Genomic DNA, 26,847 nt, shown 5'->3' with positions numbered 1-26,847 from the left:
TGCCGGGGTTTTTCGTTTCAGGCGGACGACGCTTATGCGACGCGTGCCGTCGGCTCCACGCCAGCCGCTTCGGCCAGCGTGAGTGCCTTGTCGGTTGCTTCCCACGAGAATTCCGGCTCCTCGCGGCCGAAGTGGCCGTAAGCGGCCGTCTTCTCGTAGATCGGGCGCAGCAGGTCGAGCATCTTGATGATGCCCTTCGGACGCAGGTCGAAATGCTCGCGCACGAGCTTCGTGATCACCGCATCCGACACGCGGCCCGTGCCGAACGTGTTGACCATCACCGAGGTCGGCTCGGCAACGCCGATCGCGTACGACACCTGGATCAGCGCGCGCGATGCGAGGCCTGCCGCGACGATGTTCTTCGCGACGTAACGGCCGGCATACGCTGCCGAACGGTCGACCTTCGACGGATCCTTGCCCGAGAACGCGCCGCCGCCGTGCGGTGCGGCACCGCCGTAGGTATCGACGATGATCTTGCGACCCGTCAGGCCGCAGTCGCCCTGCGGGCCACCGATCACGAACCGGCCGGTCGGGTTCACCAGGAACTTGATGTCGCCCTTGATCAGGTCGGCCGGCAGCGTCGGCTTGATGATTTCCTCGATCACGGCTTCGCGCAGCGCCGGCAGCTCGATGTCCGGTGCGTGCTGCGTCGACAGCACGACGGTGTCGATCGAATCGGGCTTGCCGTCGACGTAGCGGACCGTGACCTGCGACTTCGCGTCCGGGCGCAGCCACTGCAGGCGGCCGTCGCGGCGCAGGCTGGCCTGGCGCTCGACGAGACGGTGCGACAGGTAGATCGGCAGCGGCATCAGTTCCGGCGTTTCGTCACATGCGTAACCGAACATCAGGCCCTGGTCGCCCGCGCCTTGATCAAGGTTGTCGTCATGCGCGCGGTCGACGCCTTGCGCGATGTCCGGCGACTGCTTGTCGTACGCGACGAGCACCGCGCAACCCTTGTAGTCGATGCCGTATTCGGTGTTGTCGTAACCGATGCGCTTGATGGTGTCGCGCGCGATCTGGATGTAATCGATGTTGGCCGTCGTGGTGATTTCACCGGCCAGCACGACGAGACCCGTGTTGCACAGCGTTTCGGCCGCAACGCGGGAGTATTTGTCCTGCTCGAGGATGGCGTCGAGAATCGCGTCAGAGATTTGGTCCGCGACCTTGTCCGGATGGCCTTCGGAGACGGATTCGGACGTGAAGAGATAATCGTTTGCCACTTTTTCAGGCTCCTGTGTGGTTACGGTGGGTTTCACGTAGCCAGCTTCGTTGGGCCTGAAGCGGCGACGCTTTAGCGGATTACCAGGACCGGGCAGCGCGCTTCGCGCCAGCCGGCTTCGCCCCGCAAGTTGTCAGTTAACTCGGCGAAGCCCGTATTATAGCGGCTTTCGTGAATTGTCACAGAGCGCCACACGTGCTGCATCGTCCGCTGTCCTACCCCCCTGTTCGCAACGCGCCGGCCAGCCGGCCCCACGGAGATTCCGCATGCTAGGCCGCCTCGGCACGCACCTCGCCATCGGCTTGCTGAAGCTGCTCGCCCTGCTGCCGTACGGTCTGACCGCACGGTTCGGCGACGGCCTCGGCTGGCTGCTGTACCAGATTCCCAGCCGGCGAAAGCGCATCGTACATACCAATCTGAAACTCTGCTTCCCCGACTGGAGCGACGAACGGCGCGAGGAAGTGGCGGGCCGGCATTTCCGCCACGCGATCCGCAGCTACGTCGAGCGCAGCGTCCAGTGGTTCGGCTCCGAGCGCAAGCTCGCGAAACTGATCCAGGTCGACAGCGCGGTCGATCTCACCGATCCGGACCTGCCCCCGACGCTGTTCCTGGGCATGCATTTCGTCGGCATCGAAGCCGGCTCGATCTGGCTGAACCGTTCGCTGCAGCGCCGTTGCGGATCGCTGTACCAGCCGTTCTCGAACGCCATACTCGAGGAAGAAGCGAAGAAGGCGCGCGGGCGTTTCGACGCCGAGATGGTCGGCCGCGCGGACAGCGCGCGCGTCGTGCTGCGCTGGCTGCGCGACCGCAAGCCGGTGATGCTCGGCGCCGACATGGACTACGGGCTGCGCAATTCGACGTTCGTACCCTTCTTCGGCGTGCCCGCGTGCACGCTGACGGCCGTCGGCCGGCTCGCGAAGACGGGCCGTGCGCAGGTCGTGCCGTTCATCGGCGAAGTGCTGCCGAACTACCAGGGTTACCGGCTGAAGGTGTTCAAGCCGTGGGATCACTACCCGACCGGCGACGACGATCTCGACGCGCGGCGGATGAACGCATTCCTCGAAGAGCAGATTCCGCTGATGCCCGAGCAATATTACTGGGTGCACAAGCGCTTCAAGACGCGCCCGCCCGGCGAGCCGAGCCTCTACTGAGTCGAACCCGCGGGCGCGTCGTCAGATACGCGCCTGCACCCTCGCCACCTTCGGCGCGCCTTTCGCGCGCGCCTGCCAGAGATCGTAGGCCGACTGCTGCGCCAGCCACAGATCCGCCTTCCCGCCGTTTTCCTCGCCCAGCCACGCTTCGAGACGCAGCGCCATTTCAGGCGAGATGCCGGCATGGCCGTGCAGGATGCGCGACAGCGCCGCGCGCGTGACGCCGAGCTGTGTGGCGGCTTCGGTGACGGTCAGGCCGAGCGCCGGCAAGACGTCGTCGCGCAGCGCCTCGCCCGGATGGGGCGGATTGAAGATGCGAGTCATGGCGTTGAATGACCTCAGTGATAGTCTTGATAGTTGACCAGAACGACATCCGGGCCCTCGAACCTGAACGTCAGGCGCCAGTTGACGCTCACGCTCACCGAGCAGTAACCCTCCAGCCCGCCGGCGAGGCCATGCAGGCGCCAGCCGGGTACGTTCATGTCGAACGGCTGGCTCGCCATGTCGAGACGGGCAAGCTGGCGCCGCAATCTCGGGGCATGATCCGGCCGGATCCCAGCCTTGCTCCCGTTCGTGAAAAACGCTTCCAGCCCCTTGTGCTGCCATGACTTGATCATGGGCCTCCCACACTCGAGTGCGATTCGATGGCATGGCCCACATGGCGTATAGCCGGACTATACGAATCGCCTGATTGATTTGTCAATTTGACCGGTACGAAAACACGCACGCGGCGAAATCCCGTGCACTGGCAACGGCGGGAAGCGTGCCGCCGGATTCACCTGTCCCGACAACGCTCGCCACATCGCACCACCTCAATCTGCCGACTCATTGCCCACGCGACCAGTCAGCCGATCGGCCGGCATCGCCGCGCTCCGCCCCCCGAACGACGCCCGGCGCCCCGCCCGCGCAGGACGCCCCTGTCGGCTGCATGTATCATTTGCGGTTGAGATCAGCACGACGAACGACGCCGCCCGGCATGACGGCACGCCGCGTCCGTCGTGCCGGCCGCCCTGTTCGCCATGGAATTCCGGACCCAGTGAAACTCTCGTTCACCAAGATGCACGGCGCGGGCAACGACTTCGTCGTGCTCGACAGCTATTCGCGCGCGTTGCCGCCGCTCACCGAGGCGCAGGTGCGCGCGCTCGCCAACCGACACTTCGGCATCGGCGCCGACCAGTTGCTGCTCGTCGAGAAACCGACCGTCGACGGCGCGGATTTCAAGTACCGGATCTTCAATTGCGACGGCGGCGAAGTCGAACACTGCGGCAACGGCGCGCGCTGCTTCGTGAAGTTCGTCAGCGACCGCGGCCTGACCGACAAGCGCAGCGTGCGCGTGCAGGTGATGAAGGGCCTGATCACACTGACGATGCAGGACAACGGTGAAGTCGTCGTCGACATGGGCGCGCCCGTGTTTGTGCCGGCGGAGGTGCCGTTCGACGCCGCGGGGCTCGACGGCCGGACGGAAGGCAACGACACGCTGTGGCCGCTCGACGTCGGTGGCCACACGCGCTGGATCTCGACGGTGTCGATGGGCAACCCGCACGCGGTGCAGGTCGTCGACGACGTCGAAGCGTATCCGGTGCTCGACGAAGGCCCGCTGATCGAGCGCCACGCCCGCTTCCCGCAGCGCGTGAACGCCGGCTTCATGCAGATCGTGTCGCGCAGCGAGGTGAAGCTGCGCGTGTACGAACGCGGCGCGGGCGAGACGCTCGCGTGCGGCACCGGCGCGTGCGCGGCGGTGGCGGCCGGCATTCGGCGCGGCCTGCTCGATTCGCCGGTGACCGTGCACACGCATGGCGGCACGCTGACGATCGGCTGGGGTGGCGCGCGCGACGAAGCTGCCGCGCTGATGATGTCCGGGCCCGCCACGACCGTGTTCGAAGGCGAGATCGACCTGAACGTCTGACCCTTCAACGTCCCGATAACCGAAGAACGCTCCAGCCACATGAACGATCGCGAAGTCGCCGACTACCTGCTCGCCAATCCCGAATTCTTCGCGCAACACGCGGAACTGCTCGCGACGATCCGTCTCGCGAACCCGCACGGCAAGGCCGCGATCTCGCTGCAGGAGCGGCAGATGGAGATGCTGCGCGACAAGAACAAGCATCTCGAGCGCCGGCTCGCCGAGCTCGTGCGCTACGGCCACGAGAACGACAGCCTGTCCGCGAAGTTCAGCCGCTGGACCGCGCGCGTGATCGCGGAACGCGACCCGTACGCGCTGCCGCGCACGATCGCCGAAGGCATCGCCGACGTGTTCGACGTACCGCAAACCGCGCTGCGCGTGTGGGACATCGCCGACACCTACGCGCAGGCCGATTTCGCGCGCCAGGTCGGAGAGGAAGTGCGCCTCTTCACGAACGGGCTGTCGACGCCGTACTGCGGCGCGAACACCGGATTCGAAGCGGCCCAGTGGCTCGCGCCCGCGCTCGCGGCGCCGGCCGCGAATGCGGCGGAAGGCGCCGAAGCCGCGCCGGCCGGCGACGGCGCGGCCACGTCGGTCGCGCTGCTCGCGCTGCGCGCGCCGCTCGGCGGCACCGACGCGCCCGCGTTCGGCCTGCTCGTGCTCGGCTCGCCCGATCCGCGCCGCTTCCACGACGGGATGGCGACCGACTTCCTCGCGCAGATCGCGACGCTCGCGAGCGCCGCGCTCACGCGCCTGCTGCCGCATTGAGATCGCTCCCGCGATGACCGACGATCCGATCGCCGCCTACCTGTCGAACCTGAAACACGTCAGGCAGCTGTCGGAACACACGCTGCGTGCGTACACGCACGAACTCGACGAACTGAAAAAACTCGCCGCCGGCCGCCCGCTCGACGCGCTGACGGCCGCCGACATGCGCGGCGCGGTCGTGCGCGCGCACGCGGGCGGCTTGTCCGCTCGCTCGATCTCGCACCGGCTTTCCGCATGGCGTGCGTTCTATCGCTGGCTCGCGCAGCGCATCGAGATGCCCGCAAATCCCGTTGCCGGGGTGCGCGCGCCCAAACGCGAGAAATCGCTGCCCAAAGCGCTGTCGGTCGACGATGCGGTCGCACTCATGGACACGCCGCTCGCCGGCACGACCGAAGGCATCCGCGATCACGCGATCCTCGAGCTGTTCTATTCGTCCGGGCTGCGCCTCGCCGAACTGGTCGGGCTCGACGTCATGTACACGCAGGCCGACGGCTACCGCTCGGCCGGCTGGCTCGATCTCGCCGAAGCCGAAGTCACCGTGCGCGGCAAGGGCAACAAGGAGCGCAAGGTGCCGGTCGGCCGCAAGGCGATCGACGCGCTGAACGCGTGGCTCGCGGTGCGCGGCGAATTCGTGAAGCACGATCCGCATCCGCTGTTCGTGTCCGTGCGCGGCAACCGGATGGCGCCGGGCGTCGTGCGCGACCGCGTGAAGCGCGCGGCGCTGGCCGCGGGCATCCCCGCCAACGTCCACCCGCACGTGCTGCGCCATTCGTTCGCGACGCACGTGCTGCAGTCGAGCGGCGACCTGCGCGCGGTGCAGGAGCTGCTGGGCCACGCGAGCGTCGCCGCGACGCAGGTCTACACGTCGCTCGACTTCCAGCATCTCGCGAAAATTTACGACAGCGCGCATCCGCGCGCGAAGAAGCGCGACTGACGCGCGTCCCGCCCTACCCGCCGCGCGCGGCGGCCGGCAACGGCCGGCGCCGTCCGCGGCCCCAATCGATCCGATCATGCAAACCGTCACACTCAGACCGTCCAAGGAAAAATCGCTGCTGCGCCGGCATCCGTGGATCTATGCCAATGCGATCGACCGCGTCGACGGCACGCCCGCACCCGGCGCGACCGTGGTCGTGCGCGCGCACGACGGCCGCTTCCTCGCGCGCGGCGCGTACAGCCCGCAGTCGCAGATCCGCGTGCGCGTGTGGAGCTTCGACGAGAACGAGCCGATCGATCACGCGTTCTTCAAGCGCCGCGTGCAGCGCGCGGTCGCGCACCGCACGACGATGGTGTCGGGCACGGGCGCGATGCGGCTCGTGTTCGGCGAAGCCGACGGGCTGCCGGGGCTGATCGTCGACTACTACATCGCGGACACGGCCGAAGCGGGCGCCGCGCCGCGCGGCCAGCTCGTGTGCCAGTTCATGGCTGCGGGCGTCGAGGCGTGGAAGGATGCGATCGTCGCGGCGCTCAGCGGCGCGACCGGCTGCCCGAACGTGTACGAACGCTCGGACGTGTCGATCCGCGACAAGGAAGGGCTCGCGCGAACCACCGGCGTGCTCGCCGGCGACGCGCCGCCCGCGACGCTGATCGCGAACGAAAACGGCGTGCGTTATCACGTCGACGTGCCGAACGGCCACAAGACCGGCTTCTACGTCGACCAGCGCGATAACCGCGCGCTCGTCGCGCAATACGCGGACGGCCGCGACGTACTGAACTGCTTCTGCTACACGGGCGGCTTCTCGCTCGCGGCGCTCAAGGGCGGCGCGAAACGCGTCGTGTCGATCGACTCGTCGGGCGACGCGCTCGCGCTCGCGCAGCAGAACGTCGTCGCGAACGGCTTCGATCCCGACCGCGCGACCTGGCTCGACGCGGACGCGTTCAAGACGCTGCGCCGCCTCGTCGACGAAGGCGAGCGCTTCGACCTGATCGTGCTCGATCCGCCGAAGTTCGCGCCGACCCGCGACAGCGTCGATCGCGCGTCGCGCGCCTACAAGGACATAAACCTGAGCGGCTTCAGGCTGCTGCGTCCGGGCGGCCTGCTGTTCACGTACTCGTGCTCGGGCGCGATCGACATGGACCTGTTCCAGAAGATCGTCGCGGGCGCGGCCGCCGACGCGAAGGTCGACGCGCGGATCCTGAAGCGGCTCGGCGCGGGCGTCGATCACCCGCTGCTCGCCGCATTCCCGGAAGGCGAATATCTGAAGGGCCTGCTGTTGCAAATCGTCTGATCGCCCCGATCTAGACGCACACCCGTCCGCCGGCCGTTCGTGCGCTGGCGGAACCGCGCTCTCGCCTGTCGTCCGGACGACGGGCGAGGGCTTGACAGGTATGTTTCAATGGATGGTTGTGCGCCCCGGCTCGCGAGTCGACGGCGCGACGCACACATCCTGGTTTTGACCCCGATTCACGAACCACAGGCGACCGACATGGCCACTCCCGTCACCATCCTCACCGGCTTCCTCGGCAGCGGCAAGACGACGCTGCTCAAGCGCATCCTGAACGAACAGCACGGCATGAAGATCGCCGTGATCGAGAACGAGTTCGGCGAAGAGAACATCGACAACGAGATCCTCGTGCAGGATTCGAACGAGCAGATCATCCAGATGAGCAACGGCTGCATCTGCTGCACGATCCGCGGCGACCTCGCCCGCGCGCTCGGCGATCTGGCCGCGAAGAAGCGCGAAGGCAAGCTCGACTTCGACCGCATCGTGATCGAGACGACCGGTCTCGCGAACCCGGGCCCCGTCGCGCAGACCTTCTTCATCGACAGCGAGATCGCCGACGATTTCCTGCTCGACGCCGTCATCACGCTGGTCGACGCGAAGCATGCGAACGCGCAGCTCGACGAACACGAAGTGGTGCAGCGCCAGGTCGGCTTCGCCGATCGCCTGTTCATCACGAAGTCGGACCTCGTCGACGACCAGGCCGTCGCGGCGCTCAAGCACCGCCTGATGCACATGAACCCGAAGGCGACGATCAAGGTCGTGAATTTCGGCGAAGCCGACATCAAGGAGATCTTCGACCTGCGCGGCTTCAACCTGAACGCGAAGCTCGAGATCGACCCGGACTTCCTCGCCGAGGACGACCACGCGCACCATCACCACGATCACGACCATGATCACGATCATGCGGATTGCGACCACGATCACGGTCAATGCGCGCACGATCACGACCACGGCCATCACCATCACGCGCACCACGACGACAAGATCAAGTCGTTCGTGTACCGCAACGACCGCCCGTTCGACCCGAACAAGCTGGAGGACTTCCTCGGCGGCATCCTGCAGATCTACGGGGAACGGATGTTGCGCTACAAGGGCGTGCTGTACATGAAGGGCGTCGACCGCAAGGTCGTATTCCAGGGCGTGCACCAGATGATGGGCAGCGACCTCGCCGCGAAGTGGCTGCCGGTCGAGAAGAAGACCAACAAGATGGTGTTCATCGGCGTCGACCTGCCGCAGGACCTGATCACCGACGGCCTCGACGCCTGCCTCGCCTGAGCGGTCAGGCCGGCGTCGCGCGCCTTCCGTGCGGCCGCCTTCGCGGGCGGCCGCGGCGCTTGCACGGTGCCTTTTCCGGGCAGGGTTTCGCCGTCATCGCTTTTTCGCGATTTGCGCGTTATATTTTCTAGATATTGGCGCAGCCGACGGGGATCGACCCGATACGGCGCCCGCTTGCGATTCAGTTACAATACGTGCCCGCTGGAGTACGGCAATAACAGGCCCGGTTCTTGCAGAACCATTACCCGGGCATCGCAACCGCGCCGGATCGCCCATCCGCCACCCGGCCGCGGCCGATGCGATCTGCCGCGCAGCACCGGTTCGCCGCGCGCGCAAATCCGCGCCAGGCCTATCCTGGTATTTGAGAACCGGTTTTCCAGAGGCTTTCGGCCCCGCGGCGGCAAATCGCAAATGATTGCAAGCGGCAGTTGCGGGTAATCCCAAAGTGCAGGCACTATCTCTTGATTTGCCGCACATTGAAGAAGCAAGCAGATGACGAAGAAACTCTTGACCGAAGCCGAAATCCTGAAGATGAGCGACAAGGATTACATGAATGAGGATCAGCTCGCCTTCTTCAAAAATCGGCTCGAACAGTTGCAGGCGGACATCCTCAAGAACGCAGGCCAGACGACCGAGAACCTGCGCGAGACGGTGATCGTCCCCGATCCCGCCGATCGCGCGACGATCGAGGAAGAGCACGCGCTCGAGCTGCGCACGCGCGATCGCGAACGCAAGCTCCTCAAGAAGGTTCAGCAGTCGCTCGCCCGCATCGATTCCGGCGACTACGGCTGGTGCGAGGAAACCGGCGAACCGATCGGCATCCCGCGCCTGCTCGCGCGCCCGACGGCCACGCTGTCGCTCGAGGCGCAAGAGCGCCGCGAGCTGCGCCAGAAGCTGTTCGGCGACTGATCGAGCGGCGTTCCGCTCCGACACGCTGCTTCCCGAAAGCGCGCGGCCTGCCGCGCGCTTTTTGTTTTTCCGGCACCGGTTCCCGGCCCGCCGGCCGATTTGCGTCCCCCTCTTGATATCCCGGCGCCCGCCCTAAAATGAAACGGACGCGCGCCGGGCCGCTCCCCGGCGCACTGCGATTCATGCGGCGGCGCCCCGCGCCGCCCGACTCTTCCCCGTTTTTCTCAAGGAACGCAGATGGAGCAATTTCACGGCACGACCATCGTTTCGGTCCGGCGCGGCGACAAGGTCGCACTCGGCGGCGACGGCCAGGTAACCCTCGGCAACATCGTCATGAAGGGTGGCGCGCGGAAAGTGCGGCGGATCTACAACAACCAGGTACTGGTCGGATTCGCGGGCGGCACCGCCGATGCGTTCTCGCTGCTCGATCGCTTCGAGGCGAAGCTCGAGAAGCACCAGGGCAACCTGACCCGCGCGGCCGTCGAGCTCGCGAAGGACTGGCGCACCGACCGGATGCTGCGCCGCCTCGAGGCGATGCTGATCACGGCCGATGCGACCACCACGCTCGTGATCACCGGCAACGGCGACGTGCTCGACCCGGAAGGCGGCATCTGTGCGATCGGTTCGGGCGGCGCCTATGCGCAGGCCGCGGCCCGCGCGCTCGCGGAGAACACCGAGCTGTCACCGCGCGAGATCGTCGAGAAGTCGCTCGAGATCGCCGGCGACATGTGCATCTACACGAACCACAACCGCATCATCGAAACGATCGAGTAAGGACCGCCCCATGAGCACCATGACCCCTGCCGAGATCGTCTCGGAACTCGACAAGCACATCATCGGCCAGGCGAAGGCGAAGAAGGCCGTCGCGGTCGCGCTGCGCAACCGCTGGCGCCGCCAGCAGGTCGCCGACCCGCTACGCCAGGAAATCACGCCGAAGAACATCCTGATGATCGGGCCGACGGGCGTCGGCAAGACCGAAATCGCACGACGCCTCGCGAAGCTCGCCGACGCGCCGTTCATCAAGATCGAAGCGACCAAGTTCACCGAAGTCGGCTACGTCGGCCGCGACGTCGACAGCATCGTGCGCGACCTGATCGAGATCTCGGTCAAGCAGACGCGCGAAACCGAGATGCGCAAGGTGCGCAGCAAGGCCACCGACCAGGCGGAAGACCGCATCCTCGACATCCTGCTGCCGCAGCCGCGCGCGGTGGGCTTCGGCGGCAACGCCGACCACGCGAACGACGACAACAACGCGACGCGCCAGACCTTCCGCAAGCGCCTGCGCGAAGGCCAGCTCGACGATAAGGAAGTCGAGCTCGACATCGAGCAGCCGTCGGCCGGCATGGACATCATGGCGCCGCCGGGGATGGAAGAGATGACCGAGCAGATCCGCTCGATGTTCTCGAACCTCGGCAGCGGCAAGAAGCAGCGCCGCAAGGTGAAGATCAAGGAAGCGCTGAAGCTGCTGACCGACGAGGAAGCGGCCAAGATGCTCAACGACGAGGAAGTGAAGACGAAGGCCGTGCAGAACGTCGAGCAGAACGGCATCGTGTTCCTCGACGAGATCGACAAGATCACGTCGCGCAACAACGAAGGCAGCGGCGGCGAAGTGTCGCGCCAGGGCGTGCAGCGCGACCTGCTGCCGCTCGTCGAGGGCACGACGGTCAACACGAAGTACGGGATGGTGAAGACCGATCACATCCTGTTCATCGCGAGCGGCGCATTCCACCTCGCGAAGCCGAGCGACCTGATTCCCGAACTGCAGGGCCGCTTCCCGATCCGCGTCGAGCTCGACTCGCTGTCGGTGAACGACTTCGAGGCGATCCTCGTCGCGACCGATGCGAGCCTCGTCAAACAGTACCAGGCGCTGCTCGCCACCGAAGACGTGCAGCTCGAGTTCGCCGAAGACGGCATCCGCCGCCTCGCCGAGATCGCGTATGCGGTCAACGAGAAGACCGAAAACATCGGTGCGCGCCGGCTGTACACGGTGATCGAGAAGCTGCTCGAGGAAGTGTCGTTCTCGGCCGGCAACCACGCCGGCGAGCGCGTGACGATCGACGCGAAGTATGTCGACCGTGCGCTCGGCGAAGTGTCGCAGGACGAAGACCTGTCGCGCTACGTGCTGTAACGCACGCGGCGCCGGATGCGAAACGGGCGGCCCGCCGGGCCGCCCGTTTTCGCTGGTGCGGCCGGCCGCTGCCGCCGCGCCGCTTACTGGCGCACCGGCTTCTTCGCGAGCTTGCGCTGCAGCGTGCGGCGATGCATGTTCAGCGCGCGCGCGGTTGCCGAAATGTTGTTGTTGTTCTCCGCGAGCACGCGCTGGATGTGCTCCCATTCGAGCCGGTCGACCGACAGCACGACCGGATTCTCGAGCGCCTCGTCGGCCTGCACTTCGCTGGCGTTGGTCTGCAGCGCGGCCAGGATCGACTCGATGTTCGCCGGCTTCGCGAGATAGTTGTCGGCGCCTTCCTTCACGGCCTGCACGGCGGTCGCGATGCTCGCGTAGCCGGTCAGCACGAGAATCCGCGCGTCGGGCTGCAGGTCGCACAGCGGCGCGATCAGGCTCAGCCCCGAATCGTCGCCGAGATGCAGGTCGACGGTGATGAACTGGAACTTGCCGCCGGCCGCGAGCCGCAGCGCCGCCTCCTTGTCGTGCGCCTGCTGGACCGCGTAGCCGCGGCGCTCGAGGCCGCGCGCGAGCGTGCCCGCGAACACCTCGTTGTCGTCGATCACCAGGAAATTGTTCTCGCTCATGTGGTTTCTCCGTCTACGTGTTGGTTGAGGCGGCCGGCGCCGTGACGCGCGCCACCGGCAGGCGCAGCACCGCGCGGGTACCGCGGCCGGGAACGCCAGCCGGGCGGCTGTCCGGCGCGGCTGCCGCTCGTTCGCCCGCGCGCTGGCCCGACGCAGCGGCGGCGTGACCGTTCGCGCCGCCACCCGCGCGCCCGTTGCCGCCCGCCGCGCGCGGCGTGACATCGGACAGCGCGACCTCGCCGCCGAGGCGCGCGGCCGCGCTGAACGCAAGATACAGGCCGACCCCGTGTCCGCCCTGCGTGCTGTCGACCGGCATCGCGCCGAGCGATTCGCGCAATGCGGCCGGAATGCCGGGGCCGTCGTCGCATACTTCGAATTCGATCTGGTCGCCCGCCCGGTCGTTGTGCGCGAGCTTCGCGGCCAGCGTGACGCGGTGCGGGCTCGCCCGCGCAGCATTGTCGAGCAGGATCGTCAGGATCTGGCCGGCCGCGACCGTGTCGTCGAGCGCGACGCCTGACGGGCGCGCTCCCAGCAGTTCGAACTGCACGTGCGGATGCCGCAGGCGCCAGTGCTCGACGAACGTGTCGAGCCAGTCATCCACCGGCTGGCGGCTCGCCGGCGCGCTCGCGCGGCTGCGCAAGCGCGCGAGCGCCGACGTGCAGAGCGTCATCTGTTCTTCCAGCACCTTCAGGTCGCCCTCGTAGCGCGCGAGCCCCGGATCGGCGCGGGCCGCGTCGCGCAGTTCCTCCGCGAGCATCGCGATCGTCGACAGCGGCGTGCCCATCTCGTGCGCGACGGTGGCCGCCTGCACGCCGAGCGCGACCGCCCGCTCGTCGCGCAGCAGGTGCGCCTGCGCTTCGCCGAGCGCCGCATCGCGCTGGCGCAGCGCGTTCGACATGCGCGCGACGAACCATGCGATCAGCCCGACGCTGACCATGAAGTTCGCCCACATCCCGGTGCGGTAGTAGTCGAACAGGTTCGCCGGGTTATCCATGTTGAGCGGCACCGAATCGAAGCCGAGCGCCGCATAGCACGCGACCGCGAACGCCGCGAGCCAGATCATCAGGTGCCACGGCAGCACGGCCGCCGCGATCGCGAGCGACGGCAAGTACAGCGACACGAACGGGTTGGTCGTGCCGCCCGACAGGAACAGCAGCGCCGACAATGCGCCGAGGTCGACCCACAGCTGGCCGAGCAGCTCGAAATTGGTCTCGGGCCGCGCGCGCAGCACGCGCACCCAGGTCAGCGCGTTGAAAACGATTTCGAGCGCGATGACCATCAGCATCGCCGGCAGCGGCAGATGCACGCCGAAATAGGTCTGCACGACGCCGATCGTCACGAGCTGGCCGATGATCGCGAGATTGCGCAGCCAGAACAGGTGACTGAGGTTGACGCGCCCGGTGGTGGTGATTCGTTGCATCCGAGCAGTTTACCCGTTTAGCGCCCGGCGCCTCTACCGGGGGCCGGATCGCTGGGGACGAACGGCGCACCGGGCGAGCCGGCGTCGCATCGGGTTGCACGGGCCGGCAGCCGTCAGCCGGCCGCACCGGCCATGCGTTGGGCGATCTCGTCGGCGAGGCACTCCGGACAGCGGCAACGCGTACCGGCTGCCGGCGGCACGCCACCGGGCACGGCCGGCATCGACGCACACCAGCACTCGAACGGCTGCGTGCCGGCGCCGCAGTCGAAGCCGCGCCCGCAGTGCGGGCAACGCGCGCGGCGCGGGGTCGAACGGGCGTCGGCGGCGGAATCGGTCATGGCTCAAGCGTGAAAGCGGGCATGCACGTCGCCCTACGCGACAAGCATAGCGCGGTGGACGGATTTTGCACGTCTGCCGTCTGGCCGATGCGTGCCGCCGACACCGCCGCACGCGCCGGGCGTCGCCCCGCTCGCGCCGCCGGCGCGGGGGCGCCGGCGCGGGGGCCGGCGTGGAGCCCGGCGTGGAGCCCGGCGTGGAGCCCGGCGCAGGGTTCGGCGCAGGGTTCGGCGCAGGGTTCGGCGCAGGGTTCGGCGCAGGGTTCGGCGCAGGGTTCGACGTGGGGTCCGGCGCCATGGCCGGCGGGCCGCCGCGCGTGGCGCCGGGCCCGCGCGATCCGCCGTCCGGCCAGCCCAAAAACCCGATGCTGCGCTGCGCCACTCCTGTACAATTCGCCCTGTTTCAACCGTTCCCAGCCAGAGCCGCCGCCATGTCCGAGCCCATCGACCTCTCGCAGATCGCCCCCACGCTGAAAGCAGAAATCCTCGCCGAAGCGCTGCCGTACATCCGCCGCTACCACGGCAAGACCGTGGTGATCAAATACGGCGGCAACGCGATGACGGAAGAGCGGCTCAAGCAGGGCTTCGCGCGCGACGTGATCCTGCTGAAACTGGTCGGCATCAATCCGGTGATCGTCCACGGCGGCGGTCCGCAGATCGATCATGCGCTGAAGAAGATCGGCAAGGCCGGCACCTTCATCCAGGGCATGCGCGTCACCGACGAAGAAACGATGGAAGTCGTCGAATGGGTGCTGGGCGGCGAAGTCCAGCAGGACATCGTGATGCTGATCAACCACTTCGGCGGCCATGCAGTGGGCCTGACGGGCAAGGACGGCGGCCTGATCCATGCTCGCAAGCTGCTGATGCCGGACCGCGACAATCCGGGCCAGTACATCGACATCGGCCAGGTCGGCGAAGTCGAGGCGATCAACCCGGCGGTCGTGAAAGCGCTGCAGGACGACGCGTTCATCCCGGTGATCTCGCCGATCGGCTTCGGCGAGGACGGCCTCTCGTACAACATCAACGCCGATCTGGTCGCGGGCAAGCTCGCCACGGTGCTGAACGCCGAGAAGCTGCTGATGATGACCAACATCCCCGGCGTGATGGACAAGGACGGCAACCTGCTGACCGACCTGTCGGCGCGCGAGATCGACGCGCTGTTCGAGGACGGCACGATCTCGGGCGGCATGCTGCCGAAGATCTCGTCGGCGCTCGACGCGGCGAAGAGCGGCGTGAAGTCGGTGCACATCGTCGACGGCCGCATCGAGCACTCGGTGCTGCTGGAAATCCTGACCGAGCAGCCGTTCGGCACGATGATCCGCTCGCATTGAGCGCGCGCCGCAAGACCACCCGCCCCGACCTGCCGGCGTCGCTGCGACGCCGGCGCATCTCCCGCAGCCGGCCGCGCGCCGGCGCGCCCGTCTGGCTGTTCGATCTCGACAACACGCTTCATCACGCATCGCACGCGATCTTCCCGGAGATCAACCGCGCGATGACGCAATACATCATCGACACGCTCCACGTCGGGCGCGTCGAAGCCGATCGCCTGCGCACCGGCTACACGCAGCGCTACGGCGCGGCGCTCCTCGGCCTCACGCGCCATCATCCGATCGATCCGAACGACTTCCTGCGGGTCGTGCACACGTTTTCCGACCTGCCCGCGATGCTGCGCGCCGAGCGTGGCCTCGCGCGCATCATCGCCGCGCTGCCGGGCCGCAAGTTCGTGCTGACCAACGCGCCCGAGAACTACGCGCGCGCGGTGCTGCGCGAGTTGCGCATCGAACGGCTGTTCGAGCGCGTGATCGCGATCGAGCACATGCGAGACCGGCGCGCGTGGCGCGCCAAGCCCGATCACACGATGCTGCGCCGCACGCTGCGCGCCGCGCACGCGCGGCTCGCCGACGCGATCCTCGTCGAAGATACCCGCAGCCACCTGAAGCGCTACAAGCGCCTCGGCATCGGCACCGTATGGATCACAGGGCACCTGCCGGGTCATCTGCCGAACATCGGCCGGCCGCATTATGTCGACCAGCGTATTCGTTCGTTAAAATCGCTGCGACTGGGCACACGATCGGGGCGACAAAAATGCAGCCGACTTACCCGCAGGACCAAGCCGTAACGGAAGACCAGGCCACACCGTCCCGCCCGCGCCCGAAGCCGGGCGAGCGGCGCGTGATGATCCTGCAGACGCTCGCCGCGATGCTGGAGGCGCCGAAGCCCGAAAAAATCACGACGGCCGCGCTCGCGGCCCGGCTCGACGTGTCGGAAGCCGCGCTGTACCGGCACTTCGCGAGCAAGGCGAAGATGTACGAAGGGCTGATCGAGTTCATCGAGCAGGCGCTGTTCGGCCTCGTCAACCAGATCGTCGCGAAGGAGCCGAACGGCGTGCTGCAGGCACGCACGATCGCGCTGACGATGCTCAATTTCGCCGCGAAGAACCCCGGCATGACGCGCGTGCTGACCGGCGAGGCGCTGGTCGGCGAGGACGAGCGCCTCACCGAGCGCGTGAACCAGCTCGTCGACCGGATCGAGGCGACCGTCAAGCAGTGCCTGCGGGTCGCGCGGACGGAGGCGCAGGCGCCCGATGGCGCGGCGTCATTTGCGCTGCCGGCCGATTACGATCCCGCCGCGCGTGCGAGCCTGCTCGTCAGCTACGTGATCGGCAGGTGGCATCGGTTCGCGAAAGGCGGGTTCCAGAAGCCGCCCGGGGAACAGGCCGATGCGCATTTGCGGCTGATCCTGCAGTGATGCGCGGCGCGCACACGCAAATCGACGCACGATCCGGCACATCCGCGTAACGGCCGCCCACTACCGGATCGAGCGACATTTCCGACGTGAGTGGCCCGATACCGGCGGCGCCGGCTCAAGCGCGCTTCGCCTGGGTGTCGTCCACCTTTGTGACGATCGGCACGGGGCGGCGAACGATGCCGATACAGTAAAACATTCGATCCGTCGCCCATCATAATCAGGATTCCTCTGAATTGATGTGCGTCGGCGGCTCACGATCGATGTCACATTCCTCCAGCAGCCTTCGCCCCTCGCGCGGGCATTCGCAACGCCCGCCTCAACTTCGCTGAATGGCCTCCCGCCCCGCTCCGACAGTATCCGCATCCAGCGGCGATGTCTGCCGAGCCCGTATGTCTGACGATTTTTAAAAGAATTTAGTACTCGACCTAATAAATCCCAGGGCGGATTAGTAATCGTCCAATTCTTTCAACTCCCTTAAAAATCAACAATGTCCGCTGTTTCCTGTCGCCCGTTTCCGTTCCGTTTCAACGACATCGACAGACAGCGTTCAGGAAACGTCGGCGCGTCGCCCCTCGACGCAGGACTCCTTACTAATAGGTACTTTCATGTCCAAAAAAGCACTTTCCATTCTGATGGCTACAGCGGGCCTCCTGGCTGTTGCTTCGTCGGCCCAGGCAGCCGACGGCACGATCACGATCACCGGCGAGATCACCCCTCAGACCTGCAACATCTCCGGCGACGGCGGCGGCAAGGACTTCACGGTCACGCTGCCCAACGTGTCGACGTCGGCGCTGTCCGTGGCGGGCTCGACGGCCGGCCGCAAGCCGTTCCGCATCAACCTGTCGAACTGCTCGCCGAACTCGGGCAACGCATCGGTGTACTTCGAGCCGGGCACGACGGTCAACGCGCAGACGGGCCAGCTGTTCAACGCGACGGGTGACGCGAAGAATGTCGAAGTCGGCCTGCTGAACAAGGACGGCTCGAACATCAAGCTCGGTGCAGCGCAAGCACAGCAGAACTCGCAGAAGGTCGCAATCACGGGCGGCTCTGCGGAACTCAACTACTACGCGCAATACGTCGCAACCGGCGGTGCCGCCGGCTCCGGCAAGGTCGGCACGTCGGTCATGTACTCGGTCTCGTACGACTAATTCGGTCTCCCGACCGGCGGCCCGGGCATCGCGAAGCCACAGCGGTGTGCGGGCCGCCGCCCCCGACCAACAGTGAGTCTGATCATCTACAAGGAGAAATCGGCGATGGGGATGCCAATGAACTGGCGTTCGAGCGTGGGTGCCGCAGCGCTGGTCGCGTCGCTGTATGGCATGAGCACGGCGGACGCAAGCGTCGTGATCGGTGGAACGCGCGTGGTGTATCCGGAAAAGGAACGCGAGGTCACGGTCAAGCTGACCAACGAGGGCGACCGCCCGTCGCTGGTGCAGGCGTGGATCGACGACGGCCGGGCCAATGCACTGCCCGACGATTCGAAGGTGCCGTTCACGCTGACGCCGCCGCTGTTCCGCCTCGACCCGAAGAAGGGCCAGAGCCTGCGTCTGATCTACACGCAGGAGCCGCTCGCACAGGACAAGGAAACGCTGTACTGGCTCAACGTGCTCGACGTCCCGCCTCAAGCGACCGACGATCCGAACGCACCGAACCTGCTGCAGCTCGCGTTCCGCTCGCGCATCAAGCTGTTCTTCCGCCCGGCCGCGCTGCAAGGCGTCGCGGACGAGTCAGCGGAACAGGTCACCTGGAACTTCGCGCCGAAGGCCGGTGGCGGTTATGCGCTGCAAGCAAAGAACCCGACGCCCTACCACGTGACGTTCACCAAGCTGACCGTCAAGTCCGGCGGCTCCACATGGACCAACGACACGGGCGGCATGCTCAAGCCGGGCGCCACGGAACAGTTCGACGTCGGCAACGTGCAGTCGGTGCCCAGCGCGCCGATCGAGGTCGATTACACGTTCCTCAACGACTACGGCGCGGGCGTCGAAGGCAGTTATACCCCCAAGAAAACGCACTGACGCTACCCGACCGTTCTCGACTCAACCGTCGCTGATCGCCGGTGCAGCCATCGCACCGGCGCAGGCAGACCGTCGCTCGAACTATGACGATGCGGCATCAACACATTGAATTCATGCGAGCGAATCATCACATTCAATCACTGGAGGCCCCGGCGCATTTCGCGCTGAAGCCGGGCTATCTGCTCGTCATGGCGACGCTCGGCGGATGGGCAGCCGGCGCGTGCGCCGTGGAAGCGTCGACCGCATCGGCGGACAGCGTCCAGGTCGCGCAGGTCCAGTTCAACGATACGTTGATGATGAAGCCGCGCGGCCAGCAGCTCGACCTCGAGCGCTTCGCGAAAGGCAACCCGGTTCCGGCCGGCGAGTATCTGGTCGACCTCTACGTCAACCAGACGTGGACCGGCCGCTCGACGGTGCGCTTCGACGCAGCGGCAGGCGCGGTCAGCGCGACGCCGTGCTTCGATCGCACGCTCGTGAGCCGCCTCGGTCTCGACGATCAGACACTGACCGATGCAGCGCGCGCCGAGCTGTTGCGCGTGCAGTCCGGTGAGTGCACGGACATCGAAAAGCTGGTAGCCGGCGCAACGGTCGAATTCGACATGTCGGAACTGCGCCTGAACGTGAGCGTTCCGCAGGCGTCGCTGCTGCGCAATCCGCGCGGTTATGTCAGCCCCGAACTGTGGGACGGCGGCGTGCCGAGCGCGACGCTCAAGTACAACGCGAACGTATTCCGCAACACCTCGTCCGGCTACGAAAGCACGCAGGGTTACCTCGGACTGAATGCCGGCGCCAACATCGGGAACTGGCATTTCCGGCACAACGGCACCTACAGCGCGCAAACGCAGGGCGACAACCGTTACCAAAGCCTCAACACGTACGTTCAGCGCGACCTGCCGGCATGGCGTAGCCAGTTGAAGATCGGCGAGACCTATACCGACGGCACGCTGTTCGACAGCGTGGGCATGCGCGGCGTCACGCTCGAGACGGACGACCGGATGCTGCCCGATTCGATGCGCGGCTATGCACCCGTGGTCCGCGGTGTTGCAACGAGCAACGCACACGTTGCGGTGTCGCAGAACGGTGCGGTGCTGTACGAAACCAACGTCGCGCCCGGCCCGTTCGAGATCAGCGACCTGTACGCGACCGGCTACGGCGGCAACCTGCTCGTCACGGTCACCGAGGCGGACGGCAGGAAACACAGCTTCACGGTGCCGTATGCGGCAGTCGTGCAGTCGCTGCGCCCGGGTATCTCCCGGTTCGGCGTCGCGCTCGGGCAGTTGCGCGAGTCGCAGCTCGAACGTCATCCGAATTTCGCGCAGGCCACGTATCAGCGCGGCATCAGCAACCTGATGACGGGTTACGTCGGCGCGATCGTCGCCGAGAATTACCTGGCCGGCCTGGTCGGGGCTGCGTTCAACACGCCGCTCGGCGCGCTCGCGGTCGACGTCACGCACGCCAGCGCCCGCATCCCGGGCGTATCGGCGACGAGCGGGCAGAGTGTGCGCGTGAGCTACAGCAAGTCCGTCGACGCGACCGGCACGAACATCGCGATAGCCGCGTATCGCTACTCGTCGCGCGGTTACTGGAGCATGCGCGACGCGATGGTTGCGCGCGAGCTGTCGGCAGGCCGAAGCGATCCGAACAGCATCTACCGGCAACGCAACCAGGTGCAGCTGACGCTGAACCAGTCGCTCGGTGAAAAGCGCGGCAGCCTGTTCGCGGTGGGCTCGACGGTCAACTACTGGAACCGCCAGGGCACGACGACGCAGTTCCAGGTCGGCTACAACAACAGCCTGCGGCTCCTCGGCGTCAATCTGAGCTACAACCTGTCGGTGTCGCGGCAGCGAGACGGCTACTCGGGCCGCCTGAACAACCAGGTGTACGCAAACCTGACGGTCCCGCTCGGCCGGCGCTCGCACGCGCCGACGCTGAGCACGGGTATCGCGCACGACAACCAGGGCGGCACGACCGGACAGATGTCGTTGACCGGCACCACTGGAAAGTCCAACCAGTTCTCGTACGGCGTGAACGTCAATACCGGCGATCAGACAACCGGCGGCGGCAACGCGCAATACCGCAGTCCGTTCGCGACGTTCTCCGGCAGCGCGAGCGGCGGCAGCGGCTTCTCGAGCGTGTCCGCCGGCGTGACCGGTGCACTCGTCGGCCATGCGGGCGGCGTCACGCTTGCCAACGATCTCGGCGAAACGGTCGCGATCGTCGAAGCAAAGGACGCCGTCGGCGCTTCCATCACGAACGGCACGGACGTGCGGATCGACGGACGCGGCTATGCGGTGCTGCCGTACCTGACGCCGTACAAGATGAACACCATCGAGCTCGACCCGAAGGGCATTCCGATCGACGTCGAAATGCTGACGACGAGCCAGCAGGTCGCGCCGCGCGCGAATTCGGTCGTGAAGGTCAAGTTCGACACGGTCACCGGCCGCGCGGTGCTGATGACGATCCGTCAGCCCGACGGTACGCCGATCCCGTTCGGCAGCAACGTCGTCGACGCCGATGGCAAGACCCTCGGGCTGGCCGGACAGGGCGGCAAGCTGTTCGTCCGCGGCTTGAGCGATACCGGCACGCTGAAGGCGAAATGGGGCAATCGCAAGACCGAATTCTGTTCGTTCAGTTACCAGTTGCCGGTCAAACAGAACAAGAGCGAAGCGTATACGCACGTCGAATCGATATGCGCCGGTGCGGCGCCTCACGCCGACGATGATTCGCATTAAAGATGCGGCCTCCCATAGACCGAAATTCAAGCGGAATCCTACGAGATGCGAAATGAAAGAACGATGGCCAAGTATCTGCTGCTTGCCGCACTTTGCTTGACCAGTTCACTGTATTCGATCGCGGGTCATGCGCAGACCCCGACTTGCTACAACGATGAAAGCTCGGATTATCAACGCAGGTTCGGCTTCGGGAATGTCCTTGTTCCGCACAATGCCCCGAATGGTGCGGTTTTGGCTACTACGGTGCTGACGATGCCGTATCGATGCGATGCCAACCCCTATCCTCCCGGTGGATATTCATTTTATTTCCACGATGCCCAGCGCCCCAGCAATATTCCCGGCGTGACGTACCTACTCTCGTGGCCGTCCATGGGGTTGCGCTTCACCAACATGGAAACCGGGCAAGTCATGCACAGCAGCCTCAGTTCGAAGGCGGAATGGGCGCCACCCAATACGTCGACACGGCCGATCAGCGGCTTCTATCGAATCAAGGTCGAACTGATCAAGCTCAGCGATCTCATCTACAACGGCGTGACGCTCCCGCAGTCATCCGTTGGCCAATGGAACATCGGCGCCGAGAATCGGGCTTATCCGACCGCTGGCGGCTATCGATATCAGTTTTATTGGAACAACCGCGGCGGAAGTCTGACCATCATGCCGACTACCTGCACGGTCACCACGCCGAATATCCCCGTGCCCTTGCAACCCATTGCGGCAAGCAAACTCAATGCCGTCGGCATGACCGCCGGAGACAAGGGGTTCAACATCGGATTGAGCTGCAAATCGGGATCCAATGTTTACGTCACGCTGACCGACTTGACCGATCCGGGCAATACCGGAGATCAACTGACGCTCACGCCTGACTCGACGGCGAAAGGCGTCAAGCTGCGCATCCTGAGAAACGGGCAACCCGTCGGTTACGGCCCGGATTCGGCTGCGGTCGGCAACACCAATCAATGGTATGTCGGCCCGTCGGCGACGACGACGAGCATTCCGTTGTCCGCTCAATACATCTCGACCGGCCAGGTTTCCGCCGGGACGGTCAAGGGGGTCGCGACGTTCACGATGAGCTATCAGTGAGCCCATCGCTTGACGCATAGCAGAGCAATTCGGTAGCGCATCGGCCGCCCGACACCACGAGGGGCCGACGCCTACCCACGACCATCGGTGCATCGATGGCCGGAACGGCCTTCCGTTTCGTAGTCCTTCATGACTGCCTCGGTGGGTCTTTTTGGACGAAGTCAGATGTCGCTCGTACGACCGGTAACGGCAGTCGGGCGGTGTGCCGACCGAGTCCTTTTTCCAACTAGTACTAGAGGAATCGATATGAAGTTCGCATACACCAGCATCGCAGCACTCGCCGTCGCCGCAGCGGCAACTCTGCCGGCCGTCTCGCACGCAGCCGACGGAACGATTACCATCAACGGCAACATCGGTACGCAAACCTGCACGATCGACGGCAACGGCACCGGCGGCAAGAACTTCACCGTGGCACTGCCGAAGGTATCGACGTCGGCGCTCGTCAACGGCGGTTCGACGGCCGGCCGCACGCCATTCAAGATCAGTCTGAAGAACTGCTCGCCGGCAAGCGGGAACGTCTACACGCACTTCGAGGCGGGCACCACGGTCAACTCGACGACGGGTCAGCTGTTCAACGCAACGGGTACCGCGAAAAACGTCGAAGTCGGCCTGCTCAACGGCGATTCGTCCAACATCGCCCTGGGCAAGGCCGATGAAAACTCGAAGGCGGTCGCGCTGGTGGGCGGCTCCGCGGACCTGCCGTACTACGCGCAATACGTCGCAACGGGTGGCGCTGCAGGCCAGGGTACGGTGAATACGTCGGTGATGTACTCGATCATGTATCAGTAACACATCGCGAACCGGGGCGCGTGCTGCGCGCGCCGCCGGTTCATTGCCGGGGCGCACGGCAGGATGGGTGCCCCGGCTTTCGCGATAGCTGCCGTACGCGCACAGTCGCACGCAGACCGTCCATTCGTGTGCGGACAAACCCGGCGATCGGGCAGTCAGCACGGCACGCCATTCGTTTTGCCGCTCCCCCTCCAATTGGCTTGAAACATGCCCGCTCGATCGCGCGCCTCTGTCCATTACGCCATCCGCTCTCGTCGAACACCCCGCAGGCAATCCCGATCGATCGAAAAACGAGCGCCCAATATCTCCGCGTTTCGCGCGTGCGCCGTGCCGGCCGCCAAGCACCGCAAAAAATTCGAACTCGTCCAATTTCAAAATAACCCGCAAAAGTTCATCTTCGCTCACTCGAGATAAATCAAGGTGATCAGGTGAACCGCAGTTACTTCCCTTTTTCTCACGCGCGCATCGGCCGGCGTGTCTTGCATTCTGCGCTGCTCGCCGGCGCGGCAATGCCCTGGGCGTCGACGGCACAAGTCGTCGGAGGCGGCCCGCAACTCGCGGACGGCATCGCGCTCGAAGTCGCACCGGGCGACTATTCGACGACCGCATCCGCCAAGGCCGTGCTTTCCGCCGTCAACGGCGGGGTGCTGACGACCCTCGGCAAGACCCGCGTGTTCACGACCGGCTACGTCTCGGCCGGCGCTGCCGCAGAGGGCACCGGGTCGCGCGTCGTGCTGCGCGATACGGAAATCCGTACGCGCGGCGGGTCGAGCTCAGGCATCGAACTTCGTTATGGCGGCAGCGCATCCGCCGAGCGCGTCTCCATCGATACCGACGGCGACTACGCGCACGGCACATTCATCGACGGCACCAACGGCCGGCTGTCGCTCTCCGACAGCGTGATCGTGACACGCGGCAAGGAGGCGTCGGGCATCGCAACGATCCTCGTTCCGGGCGGCACTATCGACGTCGCCGACACGCTGATCAGGACCAGCGGCCTGTTCGGGACCGGCCTGTCCCTCAGCTACGGCGGCGTCCGGGCCACGCTGAAGCGCACCGATATCCGCACCGATGGCGACTATGCGTCGGTGCTGTACATGCCGGGCGCATCCACCGTCACCTTCAGCGACTCGCATCTCGAAACGAGCGGATACGCGGCGCTCGGCGTGGATACCCGCGAGGGTAGCGTCGAGCTCGAACGCACGGGCGTCGTCACGCACGGCATCAGTTCGCACGGCCTTTACGCGTCGAAGGAGTACACCGACACGCCCGTCATCGACGCAACCGATACGGATGTGACGACCACCGGCAAAGGCGCCATCGGCGTGGTCGCCCGGCTCGGCGGCAAGGTCGCGATCACGCGCGGCGGCATCGTGACGAGCGGCCAACGGGCGCGCGGCGTGCTGTCGGCCGGCGCGAACTCCGTCGCCGCGCTCACCGATACGAGCGTCGAAACGAATGGCACCGAAGCCACCGGGCTATACGCAAGCACCGACGGCACGATCGACCTGCTGCGCAGCGACGTGCGCACGACCGGCGCCGGCGCCTATGCCGCTGCCGTCTATGGCGGCACGCTGACGATCGACGACGGCACGCTCGTCAGCGAGCGCCATGGTGCAATCGACGCATCCAATGCGACGATCACGCTGCAAAACGGCACGCGCGCGATCGGCGGCAACGGCACGCTGCTGTCCGTCCATGCCGAGTCGGGTGCACCCGTGCGCCTGACGCTCGACACGAACGCCGTCGCGGACGGCGACATCGTCAACCATCCGGCCGACGACGGCAGCCCGACGCCCGCCGTGACTGACGTCGCGCTGTCGAACGCGTCCGCATGGACCGGCGCGACAGACGCCGTCCGCACACTGGCGCTCGACGCGGACAGCCTCTGGACCATCACCGGCGACTCGTCGGTCGGCACCGTCGCGCTGAACGATTCGACGATCGCATTCGACGCGCCGGCGGCCGGTGTGCCGCCCACACCGCGCACGCTCGTGGTGACGGGCGACTATGCGGCGCGCAACGGCAAGCTGGTGCTCCATACGACGCTGCAGGACGATGCGTCGCCCACCGACCGCCTCGTGATCGACGGCGGCCACGCATCGGGCGACACCGGCATCGTCGTGAAGCACGCGGGCGGGGACGGCGCGGCGACGACCATCGGCATCCCGCTCGTCGAAACCCGTAACGGCGGCACGACCGACGCGTCGGCATTCACGCTCGATGCGGCATCGGACGGCTACCGGAGCGGCTTCGGCACGTTGTCGGCAGGCGGCTACGATTACATGCTCAAACGTGGCGGCGATGGCGGACAGGCGGAAAACTGGTATCTCGTCTCCGCGGCAAAGCCACAGCCGCCGGAACCGCCCGATCCGCCGCTCCCGCCCGATCCACCGATCGAGCCGGAAGTCATCCCCCCTCCGCCGCGCGCCGCCGCACCGGAACCCGACGCGTATCTGGCAAACGCGGATGCCGCAGCGACGATGGCGATTCATTCGCTGCATCAGCGCAACGATCGCTCGCTACGCACCGAAGCCACCGGCCCGCTCGACGGCGCCGTCTGGCTGCGCGCCGAAGGCCAGACGACCTCGATGTCCGGCGGCAACCGCAGCGTGTCGGGCAACGGTCGCCTGATCCACGCGGGAGCCGACCTGCTCCGCTTCGACGACGGTCGCGGGGGCAGTGTGCGCATCGGCGCGATGGGCATGTACGGCAGCCAGACCAACTGGTCGACACGCCCGCTGTGGAACGCGATCGAGGGGCGTGTCACGAACGCCACCGCGCGCGGCAGCGTGGCCGGCTACAACGTCGGTGTGTACGGCACGTGGTACGGCAGCCGCGACATCCTGACCGGCCCTTACGTCGATGCGTGGTTCATGTACGGCGCCTACGCGAACAGCGTCGGCGGCAGCCTCGCGGCCGACTCGTACCGGTCGCGCACCGTGACCGGCTCGATCGAGACCGGCTATTCACTCGGGTTCTACGAGCGGGGCGACACGCGGTTCTTCGTCGAGCCCGAAGCGCAGCTCGTCGTGTCCGACTATCGCGCGGACGCGCACGGCACCGCCGGCGGCCGCCTCGACGGCCAGGGCGCCACCGACGTGCTCACCCGGCTCGGCGTGCGCGTGCACGGTGTCACTGCGATGTCGAACGGACGCGAACTTCGGCCGTTCATCGAAGCGAACTGGTGGCACGGCCCCGGCTCGCGCACGCTGACGCTCGACCGCAATGCTTTCTCGTTCAGTGTTCCGCGCGATCGCGCGGCGTTCCGGGTCGGCGCGACGGGCCAGGTGTCGAAGCGCTTCGCGATATCGGCGAGCCTCGGCGTGGAGGCAAACCTGTCCGACTATGCTGTGGTCAAGGGCGAGCTGGCCGCGAAGTACCGCTGGTGACGGGGCGCGCCCGGCGCCGCCTGTTCCCCACGCAGGCGGTTCCGGGCGGCCCGGCGGGTCCGCAGGGCCGGGCCGCCGGCCGCCCAGCACACCTCCCGAATCCGCGCCCTGCAATTTCCGCTATACTTTGCC

Annotated in this window: 24 protein-coding genes; 18 read left to right on the top strand and 6 right to left on the bottom strand. The window is 66.3% G+C overall.

Features of this window, described 5'->3' with window-relative positions; translation table 11 throughout:
• Positions 1-32: 32 nt before the first annotated feature.
• Positions 33-1,220 carry a methionine adenosyltransferase gene (metK, locus tag U4Y91_RS33410; protein WP_321808642.1) on the bottom strand — a complete coding sequence of 396 codons (1,188 nt, stop codon included), beginning with the start codon at positions 1,218-1,220 and terminating at the stop codon, positions 33-35.
• Positions 1,221-1,485: 265 nt separating this feature from the next.
• Here metK and lpxL point away from each other — a divergent pair, with 265 nt between their 5' ends.
• On the top strand, positions 1,486-2,370 hold the full coding sequence (gene lpxL, locus U4Y91_RS33405) for a lauroyl acyltransferase LpxL (protein ID WP_321808641.1): 885 nt from the start codon (positions 1,486-1,488) through the stop codon (positions 2,368-2,370).
• 21 nt (positions 2,371-2,391) lie between these two features.
• Here the strand turns inward: lpxL and U4Y91_RS33400 are convergent, their stop codons facing one another.
• Complete coding sequence (locus U4Y91_RS33400) at positions 2,392-2,694, bottom strand: HigA family addiction module antitoxin (RefSeq protein ID WP_321808640.1); 303 nt, start codon at positions 2,692-2,694, stop codon at positions 2,392-2,394.
• Between the two features lie 14 nt (positions 2,695-2,708).
• Positions 2,709-2,987: a type II toxin-antitoxin system RelE/ParE family toxin gene (locus U4Y91_RS33395; protein WP_044847848.1), complete on the bottom strand. Its 279-nt coding sequence runs from the start codon at positions 2,985-2,987 to the stop codon at positions 2,709-2,711.
• A 419-nt stretch (positions 2,988-3,406) separates the two neighbouring features.
• Between U4Y91_RS33395 and dapF the strand changes: the two genes are divergently transcribed.
• The 8 genes from dapF to hslU all read left to right on the top strand — a co-directional run bounded on the left by dapF (position 3,407) and on the right by hslU (position 11,575).
• On the top strand, positions 3,407-4,276 hold the full coding sequence (gene dapF / locus U4Y91_RS33390) for a diaminopimelate epimerase (protein ID WP_321808639.1): 870 nt from the start codon (positions 3,407-3,409) through the stop codon (positions 4,274-4,276).
• A gap of 39 nt (positions 4,277-4,315) precedes the next feature.
• Positions 4,316-5,041, top strand: a complete 726-nt coding sequence (locus tag U4Y91_RS33385; protein WP_321808638.1) for a DUF484 family protein — start codon at positions 4,316-4,318, stop codon at positions 5,039-5,041.
• 13 nt (positions 5,042-5,054) lie between these two features.
• Entirely contained in the window at positions 5,055-5,975 is a 921-nt protein-coding gene (xerC, locus tag U4Y91_RS33380) for a tyrosine recombinase XerC (RefSeq protein WP_321808637.1), read from the top strand.
• Between the two features lie 76 nt (positions 5,976-6,051).
• Positions 6,052-7,266 carry a class I SAM-dependent rRNA methyltransferase gene (locus U4Y91_RS33375; RefSeq protein ID WP_321808636.1) on the top strand — a complete coding sequence of 405 codons (1,215 nt, stop codon included), beginning with the start codon at positions 6,052-6,054 and terminating at the stop codon, positions 7,264-7,266.
• Between the two features lie 198 nt (positions 7,267-7,464).
• Positions 7,465-8,538 carry a GTP-binding protein gene (locus U4Y91_RS33370; RefSeq protein ID WP_321808635.1) on the top strand — a complete coding sequence of 358 codons (1,074 nt, stop codon included), beginning with the start codon at positions 7,465-7,467 and terminating at the stop codon, positions 8,536-8,538.
• A 492-nt stretch (positions 8,539-9,030) separates the two neighbouring features.
• Positions 9,031-9,447: an RNA polymerase-binding protein DksA gene (gene dksA / locus U4Y91_RS33365; protein ID WP_006477498.1), complete on the top strand. Its 417-nt coding sequence runs from the start codon at positions 9,031-9,033 to the stop codon at positions 9,445-9,447.
• 237 nt (positions 9,448-9,684) lie between these two features.
• Complete coding sequence (gene hslV / locus U4Y91_RS33360) at positions 9,685-10,221, top strand: ATP-dependent protease subunit HslV (protein WP_006760749.1); 537 nt, start codon at positions 9,685-9,687, stop codon at positions 10,219-10,221.
• Between the two features lie 10 nt (positions 10,222-10,231).
• Positions 10,232-11,575: an ATP-dependent protease ATPase subunit HslU gene (gene hslU / locus U4Y91_RS33355; protein WP_321808634.1), complete on the top strand. Its 1,344-nt coding sequence runs from the start codon at positions 10,232-10,234 to the stop codon at positions 11,573-11,575.
• 83 nt (positions 11,576-11,658) lie between these two features.
• Here the strand turns inward: hslU and U4Y91_RS33350 are convergent, their stop codons facing one another.
• From U4Y91_RS33350 to U4Y91_RS33340, 3 genes are all read right to left on the bottom strand, one after another.
• A complete protein-coding gene (locus tag U4Y91_RS33350) occupies positions 11,659-12,201 on the bottom strand; it encodes a response regulator transcription factor (RefSeq protein ID WP_044847841.1) in 543 nt (180 codons plus the stop codon).
• Positions 12,202-12,214: 13 nt separating this feature from the next.
• A complete protein-coding gene (locus U4Y91_RS33345; RefSeq protein WP_321808633.1) occupies positions 12,215-13,621 on the bottom strand; it encodes an ATP-binding protein in 1,407 nt (468 codons plus the stop codon).
• A 113-nt stretch (positions 13,622-13,734) separates the two neighbouring features.
• Entirely contained in the window at positions 13,735-13,959 is a 225-nt protein-coding gene (locus U4Y91_RS33340) for a cysteine-rich CWC family protein (RefSeq protein ID WP_321808632.1), read from the bottom strand.
• Positions 13,960-14,387: 428 nt separating this feature from the next.
• On the opposite strand from U4Y91_RS33340, the gene argB reads away from it, so the two are divergent.
• From argB to U4Y91_RS33295, 9 genes are all read left to right on the top strand, one after another.
• Complete coding sequence (gene argB, locus U4Y91_RS33335; protein ID WP_006490510.1) at positions 14,388-15,287, top strand: acetylglutamate kinase; 900 nt, start codon at positions 14,388-14,390, stop codon at positions 15,285-15,287.
• Complete coding sequence (locus U4Y91_RS33330; RefSeq protein WP_321808631.1) at positions 15,284-16,075, top strand: HAD-IA family hydrolase; 792 nt, start codon at positions 15,284-15,286, stop codon at positions 16,073-16,075. The genes argB and U4Y91_RS33330 overlap by 4 nt, the downstream gene beginning before the upstream one ends.
• A complete protein-coding gene (gene slmA / locus U4Y91_RS33325) occupies positions 16,042-16,704 on the top strand; it encodes a nucleoid occlusion factor SlmA (protein WP_321808630.1) in 663 nt (220 codons plus the stop codon). Before U4Y91_RS33330 ends, slmA begins: the two co-directional genes overlap by 34 nt.
• A gap of 605 nt (positions 16,705-17,309) precedes the next feature.
• Positions 17,310-17,852 (top strand): fimbrial protein, encoded by a 543-nt coding sequence (locus tag U4Y91_RS33320; RefSeq protein ID WP_321808629.1) that lies wholly within the window; start codon positions 17,310-17,312, stop codon positions 17,850-17,852.
• A gap of 105 nt (positions 17,853-17,957) precedes the next feature.
• A complete protein-coding gene (locus tag U4Y91_RS33315) occupies positions 17,958-18,722 on the top strand; it encodes a molecular chaperone (protein WP_321808643.1) in 765 nt (254 codons plus the stop codon).
• 113 nt (positions 18,723-18,835) lie between these two features.
• The gene (locus U4Y91_RS33310; protein WP_321808628.1) at positions 18,836-21,454 is read left to right on the top strand and encodes a fimbria/pilus outer membrane usher protein; all 2,619 of its coding nucleotides are present in this window, start codon (positions 18,836-18,838) and stop codon (positions 21,452-21,454) included.
• Between the two features lie 63 nt (positions 21,455-21,517).
• Complete coding sequence (locus tag U4Y91_RS33305) at positions 21,518-22,534, top strand: fimbrial protein (RefSeq protein WP_321808627.1); 1,017 nt, start codon at positions 21,518-21,520, stop codon at positions 22,532-22,534.
• Between the two features lie 246 nt (positions 22,535-22,780).
• Positions 22,781-23,323 carry a fimbrial protein gene (locus U4Y91_RS33300; protein ID WP_321808626.1) on the top strand — a complete coding sequence of 181 codons (543 nt, stop codon included), beginning with the start codon at positions 22,781-22,783 and terminating at the stop codon, positions 23,321-23,323.
• A 509-nt stretch (positions 23,324-23,832) separates the two neighbouring features.
• A complete protein-coding gene (locus U4Y91_RS33295; RefSeq protein WP_321808625.1) occupies positions 23,833-26,715 on the top strand; it encodes an autotransporter outer membrane beta-barrel domain-containing protein in 2,883 nt (960 codons plus the stop codon).
• Positions 26,716-26,847 lie beyond the last annotated feature (132 nt).

The organism is Burkholderia sp. BCC1993, assembly GCF_905339865.1.
Taxonomy (GTDB): domain Bacteria; phylum Pseudomonadota; class Gammaproteobacteria; order Burkholderiales; family Burkholderiaceae; genus Burkholderia.
Note: the sequence above shows the minus strand (reverse complement) of the source record. Positions and strands in the feature narration are given on the sequence as shown.